Origin of the sequence: Alicyclobacillus fodiniaquatilis (assembly GCF_042678105.1) — a bacterium.
GTDB classification, from domain to species: domain Bacteria; phylum Bacillota; class Bacilli; order Alicyclobacillales; family Alicyclobacillaceae; genus Alicyclobacillus; species Alicyclobacillus fodiniaquatilis.
Genome location: NZ_JBHUCX010000089.1, coordinates 17,068 through 31,540 on the forward strand (window position 1 = coordinate 17,068; position 14,473 = coordinate 31,540).

13 protein-coding genes are annotated in these 14,473 nt (G+C 47.5%); 5 read left to right on the forward strand and 8 right to left on the reverse strand.

Going from position 1 to position 14,473, the window contains the following annotated elements; genetic code table 11:
* Positions 1-28 precede the first annotated feature (28 nt).
* Both ACFSB2_RS21205 and ACFSB2_RS21210 read left to right on the forward strand, forming a co-directional pair.
* On the forward strand, positions 29-694 hold the full coding sequence (locus ACFSB2_RS21205) for a GntR family transcriptional regulator (RefSeq protein WP_377945108.1): 666 nt from the start codon (positions 29-31) through the stop codon (positions 692-694).
* 15 nt (positions 695-709) lie between these two features.
* Complete coding sequence (locus ACFSB2_RS21210) at positions 710-1,723, forward strand: bile acid:sodium symporter family protein (protein WP_377945109.1); 1,014 nt, start codon at positions 710-712, stop codon at positions 1,721-1,723.
* Positions 1,724-1,783: 60 nt separating this feature from the next.
* Here the strand turns inward: ACFSB2_RS21210 and ACFSB2_RS21215 are convergent, their stop codons facing one another.
* From ACFSB2_RS21215 to ACFSB2_RS21240, 6 genes are all read right to left on the reverse strand, one after another.
* Positions 1,784-3,499: an ABC transporter ATP-binding protein gene (locus ACFSB2_RS21215; protein WP_377945110.1), complete on the reverse strand. Its 1,716-nt coding sequence runs from the start codon at positions 3,497-3,499 to the stop codon at positions 1,784-1,786.
* Between the two features lie 38 nt (positions 3,500-3,537).
* Positions 3,538-4,335 carry a hypothetical protein gene (locus ACFSB2_RS21220; protein ID WP_377945111.1) on the reverse strand — a complete coding sequence of 266 codons (798 nt, stop codon included), beginning with the start codon at positions 4,333-4,335 and terminating at the stop codon, positions 3,538-3,540.
* 97 nt (positions 4,336-4,432) lie between these two features.
* A complete protein-coding gene (locus ACFSB2_RS21225; RefSeq protein ID WP_377945112.1) occupies positions 4,433-5,395 on the reverse strand; it encodes an ABC transporter substrate-binding protein in 963 nt (320 codons plus the stop codon).
* Positions 5,396-5,490: 95 nt separating this feature from the next.
* On the reverse strand, positions 5,491-6,456 hold the full coding sequence (locus ACFSB2_RS21230; protein WP_377945113.1) for an ABC transporter substrate-binding protein: 966 nt from the start codon (positions 6,454-6,456) through the stop codon (positions 5,491-5,493).
* 76 nt (positions 6,457-6,532) lie between these two features.
* Positions 6,533-7,498 (reverse strand): ABC transporter substrate-binding protein, encoded by a 966-nt coding sequence (locus tag ACFSB2_RS21235; protein WP_377945114.1) that lies wholly within the window; start codon positions 7,496-7,498, stop codon positions 6,533-6,535.
* A 297-nt stretch (positions 7,499-7,795) separates the two neighbouring features.
* Entirely contained in the window at positions 7,796-8,788 is a 993-nt protein-coding gene (locus ACFSB2_RS21240; protein ID WP_377945115.1) for an FTR1 family iron permease, read from the reverse strand.
* Between the two features lie 778 nt (positions 8,789-9,566).
* On the opposite strand from ACFSB2_RS21240, the gene ACFSB2_RS21245 reads away from it, so the two are divergent.
* The 3 genes from ACFSB2_RS21245 to ACFSB2_RS21255 all read left to right on the forward strand — a co-directional run bounded on the left by ACFSB2_RS21245 (position 9,567) and on the right by ACFSB2_RS21255 (position 12,552).
* Entirely contained in the window at positions 9,567-10,472 is a 906-nt protein-coding gene (locus tag ACFSB2_RS21245; protein WP_377945116.1) for a hypothetical protein, read from the forward strand.
* Positions 10,473-11,368: 896 nt separating this feature from the next.
* Positions 11,369-12,304 (forward strand): HD-GYP domain-containing protein, encoded by a 936-nt coding sequence (locus tag ACFSB2_RS21250; RefSeq protein ID WP_377945117.1) that lies wholly within the window; start codon positions 11,369-11,371, stop codon positions 12,302-12,304.
* A 17-nt stretch (positions 12,305-12,321) separates the two neighbouring features.
* Positions 12,322-12,552 carry a hypothetical protein gene (locus ACFSB2_RS21255; protein WP_377945118.1) on the forward strand — a complete coding sequence of 77 codons (231 nt, stop codon included), beginning with the start codon at positions 12,322-12,324 and terminating at the stop codon, positions 12,550-12,552.
* 69 nt (positions 12,553-12,621) lie between these two features.
* On the opposite strand, the gene ACFSB2_RS21260 is transcribed toward ACFSB2_RS21255, so the two are convergent.
* Together ACFSB2_RS21260 and ACFSB2_RS21265 are read right to left on the reverse strand one after the other, a co-directional pair.
* Positions 12,622-13,806, reverse strand: coding sequence for a GGDEF domain-containing protein (locus ACFSB2_RS21260; RefSeq protein WP_377945119.1), 1,185 nt, complete (start codon positions 13,804-13,806; stop codon positions 12,622-12,624).
* Between the two features lie 86 nt (positions 13,807-13,892).
* The gene (locus tag ACFSB2_RS21265) at positions 13,893-14,453 is read right to left on the reverse strand and encodes a histidine phosphatase family protein (protein ID WP_377945120.1); all 561 of its coding nucleotides are present in this window, start codon (positions 14,451-14,453) and stop codon (positions 13,893-13,895) included.
* Positions 14,454-14,473: the final 20 nt, after the last annotated feature.

Genomic DNA, 14,473 nt, shown 5'->3' on the forward strand with positions numbered 1-14,473 from the left:
TATTTTATACACGTATACAATATGCGTCATGAAGAATCTAACCGGATCGAAAAATGTAAAACAACTCCAAAAAAGTACTCCTCAATTGATTGCTGAGGCGCTGCGGGAGTCCATCATGCAGGGAGAACTGGCGGCTGGAGAACAACTTTTCCAGGATGAGATTGCAAACCAGTTCGGCGTGAGCCGCATTCCCGTGCGCGAAGCGCTGCGCCAGTTGGAAGCGGAAGGGCTTGTCACATTTTATCCGCACCGTGGCGCTGTCGTTACGGAACTGTCTTCGATGGAGGTGCAAGAAATTTATGAAATTCGCGTGGCGCTGGAAACCATGGCGTTGCGTATGGCCATGGATAAGATGTCCGGCGCCGATTTAAAGCGAGCTGAAGATGTTCTTCACAGGATTGAGGCGGATCCCGATGTTGCCCATTGGGGAGACCTGAACTGGCAATTTCACGATGCGCTGTATTCCCCTGCCCAACGTCCGCGTTTGGTCGCCATGATTGAAACCTTGTATGTCCAGATGGATCGATACGTGCGCATGCAGCTCAAACACCTAAACTACATGCAGCGGTCGCAACAGGAACATTGGGCGCTGTTGGCTGCTTGTCAACAAAGAGATGTGGAGACTGCCATTGGTTTGTTGGAACAACACATTCAAGTTGCGGCCCACACGCTCGTAGAACATCTCCAATCTTGAAGGGAAGTCTCATCTATGCGTCTACTTACATTTGTCATCGCCAAGTTGATGCCGCTCTGGATTGTCGTCGTTTCCCTCATTGCCTTTCATTGGTCTCGTACATTTATCAGTTGGAGCGGCATTTCAGATGACGCGCTTGGATTTGTGCTCTTCATGATGGGCATGACGTTGGAGCGGCAACGACTGAAGCAATTTTTAAAGCGACCCATTCCGCCGCTGCTCGGCTCGCTTGGGCATTGGATCATCGCGCCGGGGGTCTCTGTTCTCTTGGCATGGCTGTTTTTTGGCCTGCACACGCAATTGGCCAATGGCATCATTATGAATGGCGTCGTGCCGAGTGGCTCTTCCTCGAATCTGAATACGTTGGTCGCCAATGGCGATTTATCTCTTAGTGTCTGCATGTCTGGTATTGACACACTCATCGCCCCACTGCTCACCCCTGCCTTGAGCAAATTGTTTGCCGGGCAAGGCGTGCATCTCGCCTACCTCCCCTTTGTGCTCAAAACTGCGCGCATTGTGTTTCTACCACTTGTGTGCGGCATTTTACTGCAAATTGTGGCGCCCAAAATTCAGACGTGGGTACGTCCGATGTCCTCCATGCTGTCCGCGCTGGCGCTGTATGTTGTTGTCATTGGCATTGTTGCGCCGGCAAGCGCGTCTGTCTCCGCGCATGCGGCAATCCTGGTGCCCATTTTCGTCTGCGTTATCCTGCAAATCCTATTACAAATGGGGGCGGGCGGTCTCTACGCACGCCTGTTGAAATTTGATTCGTCCACGCTGCGCAGCGAACTGTTTGAAGTCGGGATATGCAATACCGCCTTGGCCGCCGTCCTCGCCACCGATGCGTTCGGACCGCTTGCTGGCGTAGCTTGTATGATCAACGTGGTCTGCTGTCTTGTCATCGGCAGTTTTGCCGCTGTCTTCTTATCCAGAATACCGCTGCGCCCAAGCAAAAGCGGCCAGAGCTCGGTGCTGGCAGGGCAGTCCATCAGTGATGGGGACTTCGTCGCATCTCCAGACAACATCTGACAAGGTCGATCCCCCCACAAAAAGCGACGAACCTCTGCCCGCCGCTCAAACGTATTTCGCTCATGAACTGTACTGTGCCCTGTGCAATTGACTGTACAGGCCGCCGCTTTGCACCAATTCCTGATGACTCCCCTGTTCGACGATGCCGTTTTGTGTGACGACGACAATTCTGTCGGCATTGCGGATGGTAGCCAACCGGTGGGCCACCACCAAGGTCGTCCGCCCACGCGACAATTCTGCCAAAGATTGCTGTATCGCCATTTCCGTCACGGTGTCGAGCGCCGACGTCGCTTCGTCGAGAATGAGTACCGGCGGATTCTTCAAAAACATGCGCGCAATGGACAGGCGTTGCTTTTGCCCACCGGAAAGCTTTACACCTCGCTCGCCAACAACCGAGTCTAGACCCTGCGGCAGGGATCGAACAAATTCATCCAATTGCGCGCGATGAACTGCTTCCCAGATTTCCGCTTCGGTGGCGTCCATCTTGCCATAGACGATATTCTCCCGCAGTGTGCCTGCAAAAATAAAGACATCCTGCTGGACAATGCCGATTTGCCTGCGCAAAGACGCCAACGTCATCTTGCAGATGTCCATGCCGTCAATGGTGATATTTCCCGCTTCAATTTCATAAAATCGCGGCAGTAGGCTGCACAACGTCGTTTTTCCCGCACCGGATGGCCCGACGAACGCAACCGTCTCCCCCGCATGAATCTGCAAATTGACATCGCGAAAGACTCGCATATGTTCCTCATAGCCAAATGAGACGTGGTTGTAGCAGATGTCTCCCTTGAGATGGGTCACTTCAACGGCGTCTGGCGCATCTGCGACGTCTGGCGCGGTTTCCAAGATCTCTAAATACCGTTGAAATCCGGCCACCCCTTTCGGATAATTTTCCAATACTGAGCTGATTTTTCGGATGGGTTGCAAGAGGATGTTCGTCAGCAACAAAAACTCGATAAATCCACCGTAGGTCAGTTGATGGTGGATGATGAACCATGCCCCGCAAATCAGTTCAAACAGCGAAACGACCGAGGTCAACAAGTAGCTGACTGCGTCGTTCAAGCTCACAACCTTATAGGAGTACAACTTAGTTTGACGATACCTGCGGTTATGAATGGCAAACTGTTCTTGCTCGTGCGCCTCGTTGGCAAATGCCTGCACCACACGAATGCCGCTGACCGCGTCCGCCGTGCGCGCGTTGAAATGGGCGATGTCCGTAAAGATTCGCCGCATGGCCCTTGTCATTTTGCGACCGCAGTAAATTTCCAACCACACCAAAGCCGGTACGATGAAAAACGTGAGCAATGCCAGTTTCCAGTTGGTCATCAACATCAAGAAAAAGGCGGCGACAAGCGTCATGGAGGCAATGAAGACATCTTCCGGTCCATGGTGCGCCAATTCGCCAATCTCAAACAAATCGCTTGTCACGCGCGAAATCAAGCGCCCTGTTTCGTTGTTGTCAAAGAAGCGAAATGATAATTTCTGAATGTGATCAAACAATTTTCTGCGCATGTCTGTTTCAATGCTGATGCCCAACTTGTGGCCATAGTAACTGACGATATACTTGAAGCCTGAATTGATGAGATAAATCGCAAGCATCCCAAAGCCCGCCCACAGGATAAGTGACCAATGCTTGCTCGGCACAAGTTGTGTGGTCACCCGCCCCACCACCAAAGGAAAGAGCAGGTCGAGCAATGCAGACAGCACCGCGCAACCGAAATCCAATGTGAACTGTCCTTTGTAGGGTCGATAATATGCAAAAAATCGACGAAGCACCCGAATCGCTCCTTTCTAAAATGAAGTATGCCTCGCGATCACTGCGCTTGTGCCGCACGAAATGCTTCACGGCGCACTTCGCGCGTCGATTCGCTGATTCGTGGACATGTAAAACAGTACGCTCCACCTACCCTGCAGTGATCCAAACAACAGGCGGTTTTCATATAAACAAGTTGATGTGGTGACGCCTCGCTTTCAATTTTGCGCATCTGCACAGCGAATGGGTTGCGCTTGAGCCCAAAAACGCTCGCATCTAGTTCAGTGCGCAAGCATTGGTAGTCATCCGCAAGTGTTTGCGACGTCCGCGCATCTGCGCCAACGGAGAATCGCTCCATCCCCATAGCAACTTTGATCGGCAATTGCCCCCAAAGTTGCCCAATGCTGATGTTGGCGGCTTTGGATAACGCCGTAAACAGCGGGCGCACTGTCGCGGCATAAAACGTCTCCAACACCTGTTTGCGCCAAGCCTGTCTTTGTGCCCCATCCACAGGACCAGCCATTTCGTGAAAATCATCCAAGTGAAACGCAAAGCGATGGTGCGGGCCAACTGGGTATAATTGCACTGTTAAGTTGCGAAGAGACAAGTCGATGGTCGTGTTTCGGACAGAAAGAAAATAATGCAAACCGGCAGTCAAAAAACCGAACCACCCACCAAAGGAAGTCGCTGCTGCGCCGGGTTCCAACGCTTGAATCATCGGGGCATAGATTTCCACAAAACGCGTCATGTGCGATGCTTGGACCATGTCTGTCATCGGGATCGAAAGAATGGGCGTTTCTTCCGCTTGCAGGCTGATCTTAAACAATTTCAGCATTTGGTTCAGGTCTGTCTTCGGCATGATTGAATCCCTCTCATCACGCTTATGATTGGTTGATGGCGACGACATCGATAAAACGGGTGGCATTGTCGCGCATCTACTGCGGTTGCTCAATCCCCTACTTGGTCAGGTCGGCGAGCGCATCCTTGATGGTTTGGGTGTTCGCAATGACGCCGCTGGTTTGTACCCAGTTGCCGTAACTCACCATATAAGAATGACCCGCTTGTACGGCGGGAAGCGATTTCCACACGGGATCATCAACCACCCAATTTGCCGCTGACTTGCTGTCAGATACCAGGAAAATATAATCGGCATGCATGCTCGGTATTTTCTCCATGGAAATCGGCGGAAAGCCGTTATCACCACTGACATCCGCCACTTTTGGCGGCGTCAACCCCATATCTCCATACAAAACCTGACCACTGAACCAGTCCTTGGTGACGATATAGATGCTTTTGCCATCCACCCACAGAACGGCAACCGTCTTGTTGCCGATGGCCTTGTGGATCTTGGCAGAAGCATCCTGGGCTTCTTGGTCATAATTCTGTATCGCTTGTTTCGCCTTGTTGGTTTTATGAAACATCTTTCCCATCGTCAAAAGCGTTTGCCGCCAATCTTGCGCCCCGTATTTAAAGACATAAGTCGGCGCAATTTTCGCGAGTTGCGCATACTTGTTCCCTGTTGCCAATGCAGTGTTATTCAGCAGAATCAAATCAGGATTGAAGCTTAGCACTTTCTCTGGATCTAGTCCGCTGGACATATCGAGTATTGGAACATTTTTCAATTGAGTCTGCAGGGAACTCTGGACATCTTGACCCAATGCCAGTTGGGCGACAGGTTTTATTCCTAGGGTTACAAGTTCGTCTTCCAAAAATGGCGCTAAAACCCGGGTAGGATTGGCCGGGATTGTGACCTTGTGCCCTACGTCGTCTTTCATGACGACTGGTGTATTCGCTTGTTTGACCTTGGCCGAAGCGTTCGTTGCTGTGTTTGTACTCTGTTGCGCGCCGCAGGCGGTCATACCTACCATCATGACTGTTAGCATGGCAGCCATTGCGATGGTATTTCTCTGATAACGCATCATATTCTCCCCCTCTCAAATATGGTAGTTAGAGCCATAGAGCTGACGTAGGGTTGACATCTCATTCAGCCAACTTGAACAATCCACAATTCAAATCACTTCGTCAGATCCTTAACCACCGTCTTAATCGTCAATGCATTTGTGATGGCGCCCATGCCAAAAAAGCTGCTGCTGCCGCTCACCTTAAACATATGACCTTGTTGCACGGCAGAGAGGTTTTTCCACACAGGATTGGAGAACAGTGGATTGGAGCTCATTGATGTATCCGCATCGATCAAAAAGATGTAATCCGCCTTCATTTTCGGCAATTCTTCCAGGGAAATCTGATCATACGACTTTCCTATGGAAAAGGCTGGCGGGGTCAACTTCAAATCGTCGTAGAGTACGGGGGCGCTGTCCCACCATCCGGTGCCCATGACCGCCAATGTTTTACCGGACAAATAAAGCAACGCGACGCTTTTGTCGCCAATTGCCTGGTGCACTTTCACTTTTGCGGCAGCCGCTTGCTTGTCATAGTTTTGGATGGCTTGGTGTGCAACCGTGCTCTTGTTGAAAATCTTGCCCAATTTCAGCAGATCGTTCCGCCAGTGGTTTGGCCACGGATTGGAACCTGACACAGTATTGTTAAATTCATAAGTCAGAGCAACTTTGGTAAATTGTTTGTAAAGATCAGTGGTCACCCAATTTGAATTATCGAGAATGATAAGATCCGGATTAAACTTCAGCGCATCTTCCGGTTTCAACCCTCCTGTGAAGTTCACTGTGGGTACACCCTTTAATTGCGGTTGTAAATACTCATATTCTGGTTGTGAACCGCTCGTGGACTCTTGAGCGGCAGGTTTGATGCCTAACACCAACAATGGAACTTCAAAGTCAGGCGCCACCACCCGTTTTGGATCGACGGGCACACGCACAGAATGACCGTAACTGTCCTTCACAACGTGACTCTTTGGCTGTGAAGTTGACGCAGATTTTCCTGTCTGCGCGCCGCAAGCGGTGGCACCTAGCACTGCCAAACCGACTACAACACCAGTTGAGACAACCTTGTCCAAGACATTCACACCACTACCTCCAATTCCACTCAACAACTTCTGTGCGATGGCTGTTCATCTAACGGACAGCGTCATCACGCGCCGATTATTTCACCAGCGCTTTCAGCGTGTCATTGATGGTTTTCTCGTCTGCATAGAACCCGTCGTTGATCCAATTCCCGTAATCCTCTTTGTATACGTGGCCTTCTTTGACCGCTTTCAGCGACTGCCAGATGGGACTGTTGGTGACTGTGTTCGACTGCGCTTGGCCTGCCGAATCTTCTGGCACTTCGAATATGTAATCCGCATTTAATTCTGGTAGTTCCTCTAGAGAAAGTTGCGGGAACGGACCAAGTGCTTTCTTATTCGCGGCTTTTGGCGGCGTCAGGCCCAAATCATCATAGAGAACACCCCCGCTTTGCCGTCCACGCGAGACCAGATAGATGTCCTTCCCCTCAATCCAAAGGATAGCGACCGTCTTTTTTTCCACCACTTTTTGCAATTCTGTTTTGGCGGATTGCGCCTTTTGGTCATACTGTTGAATCGCCTGCTTCGCCACATTGGTTTTGTTGAAAACCTTGCCCAACGTCAGCAACGTCTGCTTCCAACTGCTAGTCAATGTATTTTTAAATTCAAAAGTAGGCGCAATCTTTGCATACTGGTTATCGTTCTTCACCAAATCAGAATTGTGAATGATGATAAGGTCCGGATTGTAGCTCAGCACCTGTTCTACCGGCATGTCGGAACTGATTTCCGGCAATCCTTTTAACTCCGGAATATAACTAAAAGTGGTATTGCCATCCGCCCACTGTGCAACCGGTTTGATCCCCAACACAGTCAATGGATCTTCCAAATACGGCGCGATCACCCGCTGCGGGTTCATCGGAACCTTGACCTCATGTCCTGCCTCGTCTTTCACGACGTGATATGTTGCTTGCGATGAATTCCCTGCAGAAGAAGCGTAGTTTTGTGAAGTGAAAGTTGAATTAGACTGATCACCACAGCCAACCAGCCCCACCAATGTTGCCATCATGGTTGTTGTCAAGGCCAATGTTTTGATTGTTCTGACCACGAAGCATTCCTCCAGATATGTAAAAGGCGCCGAGCGCCCACACGTTCAAATCGGATACATGACTAATTTAGTCATCTTTATAATGCATAAAACAGGTTCTCGTACCCTTCTATTGCCTTCTCAACAACAACCGCCATGTATGGAGATGCCCAGACATGACGGCTCGTTGTTCCTAAAATTCATTCATAGATGTAGACATCATGTTTCGATTGATTTGAATAATGAATTAAATATTGATGGAACCTAACATGTTCAAGGCAGATATGTAATCAGCCCGTCAGCAAACCTTGTACGATATCAACTTTCCGCAGGTGAACTCGATGCAACCGCATTGCGCCGCGACTTTGGCTTTTTCGCACGAGCTGCATAGTACGATCCGATGACAAAGATGGCTGCAGCAATTTGAGTGATGATGGTCTCCCAGTTATTGAAGACAGAAAACCACGTCCCTGCCCAGGCCGGGAAATTCACGGACAAGCTGTGTGTCGGGATCCAATTGGCCAACTGCATCTCATTGACTTGCTCGCCAATCATAATTTCAAAGACGACACCCAACAAAATCCCGGTAAATACCAACATTTTTTTATAGGGCAATTTTTGATGCGCCAAGAATGTGAAGTAACCGGTGACTAAAATCAACACCATACCGAAGGCAGTCCCGAGAACGACATTTGTGATACCACACTGTTGCCGAATGCTTTGCAGAAAGATGTCCACTTCAAAGCCTTCCCGATACACCGAAGCAAAACCGAGAACAACCAGCCCTTTATATGCGACCGATTTTGCAACTTCAACCGAATCAGTGGGTGCAGATTCCATAGAATTAATGAGTTCTTTCTTCTTGCGGTTCTGGAATGATATCCACCCAGTCCAATAAATCCGGTGGAAAAACCAGTTCATGACGATGAGCAACACGACAATCGCCAAAAGACCTGTTGCCGCCTGAACACTGTTTTCAGAGGCAGTCATGGAAACAAGCGCCAAAATGCTCACTAGGATGAACCAAGTCACCAAAGTAGCCAAAAAGCCGATGCCAGCTCCGCCTGCGATGGGTTTCCAATACACTTTTTGCGTGCGTATCAGGCCAGCGACGACTGCGGATAACACCAAAATACATTCCAGACCTTCGCGATAGACCAAAACGGCCGTATCCACGATCCCTGCAGTTGGCGAAATTCCATGGGCAGTCGGATCCGGGTTACCTGCCGATGTAATTGCCTGCCAAACCAATACTGCAATAAGCACCGCTCCCGCCAGGCAAACCAGGCTGGTTCTAAGTGAACGGCTCATTGTCAAAAGACCTCCCTAAATTATGCGGATCGCTGCTAGAAAAACAGCAGAACTTCCGCCGAACTTAAACATGACTAATTCAATCATGTATTATGGTTCAGATATTACAATTAGATTAACCTAATGTCAATGATTATATCTGACTAATAGATAAAATATTTACGCTCTTCAATTTAAGCCAAGCCTGCATATGGATTACGCCACAAACCGCAACAGATGAATTACGGCGACACGAACTTGTAGAACACACGCGCCTATTCAGTGCTGCGACAACCATGCGCACAAACGAGACAGGCCGCCCCACCTCCCGTTGCACACGATGATGCGCCATGACATATATGCCATGAATTGCCCACATAAATCGTCATCTGTACCTGGATTCAATTTTCCTGTTACGTAGGATAAAGCATGCCATCACATAGGAGGTTGTTTAAATGGGTGTCTTTGGCGGCTATTCGCAGTGGGCAGTTGTGTTCTTGATTATCTTTGTTTTGTTCGTATTGCTAGTACCAGCAACAGGCGCAATCGGAGGTTGCTAAAGAAACGCTGAGTAAATGTTGAGGTTCCCGTCTCTGGAACCTCTTTTTTGAGGACAAGCGTTTCCCTTTGCAGAAATCTTTGGCTTCATAAGTCCTATAGAACGAAAGAAGCGCTTCATGCCATTCTCCTTTGTAGTCATTCTATCTCCAAAACGTGCATTGTAGGGATAATGGGCACCGTCTATACTCAGATCAAGACGCACTTGCCTTTTTAACTACAGAAGCATGAGGTGATTTTGATGGACAAAGAACTGGAAACGTTTCTTACATCTCAATTCGATAAAATGAATACTTCATTAAATCATGAGATTCGTGATCTCCGTAAGGAGATGGGTCAGCGCTTTAACGAGGTGGACCAACGCTTCGAAAAGGTGGATCAGCGCTTCGACGGGGTAGATCAGCGTTTCGAAAAGGTGGAACTACGCTTCGACGAGGTGGACCAACGCTTCGAAAAGGTGGACCAACGCTTCGACGAGGTCGATCAACGCTTCGAAAAGGTGGAACTACGTTTCGACGAGGTCGATCAACGCTTCGAAAAGGTGGAACTACGTTTCGACGAGGTCGATCAACGCTTCGAAAAGGTGGAACTACGTTTCGACGGGGTAGATCAGCGTTTCGAAAAGGTCGATCAACGCTTCGACGAGGTCGATGAGCGTTTCGAAAAGGTCGATCAACGCTTCGACGAGGTCGATCTGCGCTTCGAAAAGGTCGATCTGCGCTTCGACGAGGTCGATCAGCGTTTCGAAAAGGTCGATCAACGCTTCGACGAGGTCGATCAGCGTTTCGAAAAGGTCGATCAACGCTTCGACGAGGTCGATCAACGCTTCGAAAAGGTCGATCTGCGCTTCGACGGGGTAGATCAGCGTTTCGAAAAGGTCGATCAACGCTTTACCGACGTTCACCAAAAAATGGACATTGGATTTGCGAGCGTTCATCAAGAGATGAAGAACCACAAGAACCTAACCGAACAAAATAACAATATGATTTCACAAATGATCCAAAACTACATACCTGCCTTGAAAAGAAGTGTAGATAAAAATAACAAGCAATTGTCCGCGATGAAAAAAGATCTAACTTTGATTATCAAAGCGTCTCAACATATCACGATAAACGCGAACACATTAAAGAAAAAATATGAGAATTGAACACTTTCAAGATGGCTCCTTGCTTTCGTTACAATGAAGCATGATGACGATTTCACGAAAGACAGACGCTCGTCACACGTCAAATTTCTGAAATCGCTCTGTATCCTCATGGACGTCTAAGCCGATTCAAAACTGCTCAGTGATGACACTACGAAAAAATGTATTATCCTTTTTCAAAGTGCTTTAAACAAATGTCTTTCCCTCTCAAATATGCCATGGTATTATGTTCCTATAAAAAAATATTAAGAGAAAATGGGTATTCAGGAGGTAAAGGGATGAAAGCGAGCTATTACATTTGTCTAAAATGTGGTTGCGAATCGGCTTTTTATGAACAAAGAAGCAAATGTCCAGTGTGTCGGGGAGAAAAAACACTCGTCTTGATTGGTCAATCAGATGATCCGAACCTAATGGACAAGATTGAGCGATATAGACTGAGTTTTCAGACTACAAACGTTTAACGGTTACTGCCCATGATGCGCACTTATTGCTGTATAAAATGTGGTTATGACGCTGCCTCTCCTTATCGGTTACCATCATGCCCTCGGTGCGGAACTCGTAAACGGAACATCGTTATCGTCGGCGACGAGGGCATGAGTTTAGATGATGTGATGACCTGCATTGAGCAAATCAAAGTGATGTTTAACATCACCGATAGCACCTAATTGGACCAAGCGAGGTTGTTTGGTCCTTTGTCCGTTGTTTAAGAGATGAGGCATCGCTTAAACGCTGCCTGTGCTGCGGTCATGATGACTTTGGTGTATGCTTAGTGTAATTGCCTTATTTGACAATCCAAAAATGCAATCCTTAAATTTTTGGACACGAAGATTTAAAAACAATGACGTTTGATAAAGATAAAAACAAAATGCGGGATTAAAGAGACAAGTAGGTGCAAAAACATGCCACAATCAGGAGAGATGATGGACTGGCTTCGACACATGAAAGTAGGCCAATCAATCGAGAAGGTAAATACCGGAAAACTCGAAGTTTCTCTGTTGGCCAGTAAAAATGGAACAGAGATTATTCACCATACCCTTCATGAAGGGGGATCCTGGGGACTTACTCCGCAAGACGGATGGAATGAATTGGAGTCTGTGTTTGTCATCTCTGGATGTCTCGCTTATACAAGCGGTGATCGGCAAGGAATTGTATCACCAGGTGACACCATCTCTACCGAACCAGTTAAAGACCATGTGATTTTTACGGCTTTAGAAGATACGACTTTTTTATATATTTGTTCAAATGCCGTATTCCATTTTTACAGTGAAATTACACAAAAATTTCAACAATTGGCTGTGGATATCGAACAAAAAGACGGATATACTGCGGACCACTGCGAACGTATCCGCCGCAATTCATTGCTGATTGGCCAACGGATGAATTTGTCATCTTATCAGTTGCACTGCTTGAACTTTGGCTCATTCTTTCACGACATTGGGAAAATTGATGTACCTGACACCATTTTGTTGAAACCAGCTACATTAACACACGAAGAATTTGATATAATGAAAAGGCATCCGGAATTTGGTAAAAAGATCCTTTGTTCTACTGGCTTACCCCATCTGCACGATGCGAGTACCATCGTGGAGCAACATCACGAACGTTTCAATGGAAGTGGATATCCAAACCACTTAAAAGGTGACGCAATTGAAGTAGGTGCGGCCATTGTCGCTGTGATCGACAGCTTCGATGCCATGACATCCAAGCGCCCCTATAAAAGAGCGAAACCAGAAGCCTGGGCCATTGATGAAATTATCTCAGGCCGCGGGAGTTTGTATCATCCAGATGTCGTCGATGCCTTTTTAGCGTCCGTTGACGACATCACTAAATCATAATGAAATGAGGTCATATTGTGAAATTCGTTCCACGTGCAATTGCAATCGGCGCATTGTCACTATCCACAATCGCGGTGATGCCTGCCGTAGCAAGCGCAGATACCACATCTTCGATTCCAGGTATCCCTGCCCACCTGCAGATTGGCGGTTTAAGCATCGATGTCACGGCCTCTGACGGGCATATGTACATAACGCTCACTACTTCACAAGGCAGTATAACGATAGATCCGCCTATCGCAATGTCCTAAACACAAAATAATGGGTAAATCCTCCCTCTATTCAATTGTGGAGGGGGGATGCCTCCCTTGCCGCCCCCTTTACGTCATCCGCATACGATTCTTCTCCTTTTGTTGATACATTGACAAATCTGCCTGATGTACCATATCGGATACACGTGACCCTTTCGGTGCGTAAGTCCACCCCAAGCTGACATACACTTCTCTTTTTCCGCCTATATGTTCATCTGGCGATAAATACAGTTGATCATTCAAGAGCCGCTCAAGCTGACGGCACAAAGCCAAGCCATCCTGCGGCCGAACCTTTGGAAAAATAAAAAGAAACTCATCCCCGCCGAGCCGGACAAGCACATTTGGCTTCTTCATAATTGGTTTGACCAGATCCACCATGTTTTTTAGAACCGTATCCCCCACCTGGTGGCCATACGTATCATTGATCTCTTTGAATTTATCGACATCCGCATAAATAAGTCCGACATCATTTTGCTCAAGCATTTGGGATAAGTACATCTCCCCAAAGCTGCGTGAATATGCGTGTGTCAACACATCGTGATTTAAGCGTTCGTAAAGATCTTTCATATGCCAATGTACTTCTCCCAGCAACAGGACAAAAAATAAGATGGCGACGATCCAAGCGGTCGGATACACGGTGTGATGATGTTGTATCAGGATGGAGTCATTAAAATAGCTAAAGGCAAAGATCAATATAGAAAGACCATACGGCCACCGTCGACGGTAGCCTTGGCGATGCAAACCGATAATGACGACCGTAAACAGTGCGACCCAAGTGCCTCCATAGAGTACCATCTTTAAGATATTGAACCCGATGGCCGATTTTACTGGAGCAAACCAATATCCGTCAGGCACTTGCTGCATCACTGGGTAGATATCTTTACGGAATAGCACAGAGATCACCAGAAACAATAAACCGAACACTAAAACTCTATCGAAGCGGAAGACGTGTTTGTACTCGAACATGACCATAAACGATTGAATGCCGGCCATTTGCTCGAGAAATACCATCGGAAAAGCAATGCTGTAGCACAATTGAGCTTGACTGCCGTTATGTACAGACATCATCATAATTTGCGAGAGGGTCGCCAAAGTGATAAAGATGGTCACACGACAAAAGGGTCTGGCATACTTCTCCCAGTCACTATTCCAATAAATTGCTAAGAAACATGAAAGCGTGATTCCTATTGATACAAGCCACCAAAGCGGTAACGTTGCCATTTTAATTTCCAGATTCAGCACCCCATACTTCATCATGATGTTGTCCCAGTTGTCAAGGGTATTATACTATTCCCGCTCTCCATACAGGATACCGTTCAAAATGATAACTTTTATAAAAATTACAATTTACCCCATATGCGCTTTGCATCAACGAAGTGATGTCCACAAAAACTCAACTTATAAATATCAGGCATGGTAAGCTGTTGCCAAAAAGCAAAATCATATGTACCACGAAAATGATTCATAATCAATACCATGAGGTTGCCATGCGTTCCAATGACCACGTTGTCCCCTTGGTATTTTTTTAAGATATTGCGCGTCGCGCTGACACCTCTATGTTGAGCAGCATGATTGGATTCACCGCCAGCAAAAGAAAAAAACGGATTTGTCCAGAGCTGTTTCATCGCCTGCGCAAAATCATCCACATCATTTGTGGCGATCCGTCGCTCTCTTAAGTCCATCTCTATCAGAATTTCGTTGCCCAGGAAATCAGCAATCCCTTGAACCGTTTGCACAGCTCGTTTGTAGGGACTGGAAACGACCACATCGATATCTTCTCGCAAAAGGAGTTCGGTCACCCTGTTGGCATCCGCTATCCCTTGCGCGGATAAAGGTCTGCCAAATTCATCAGGAGTGTATGTAGAATGCGCGTGGCGCACGAAATAGAGATTTGTCTGCATAGTACCCCATCTCCTTTTGT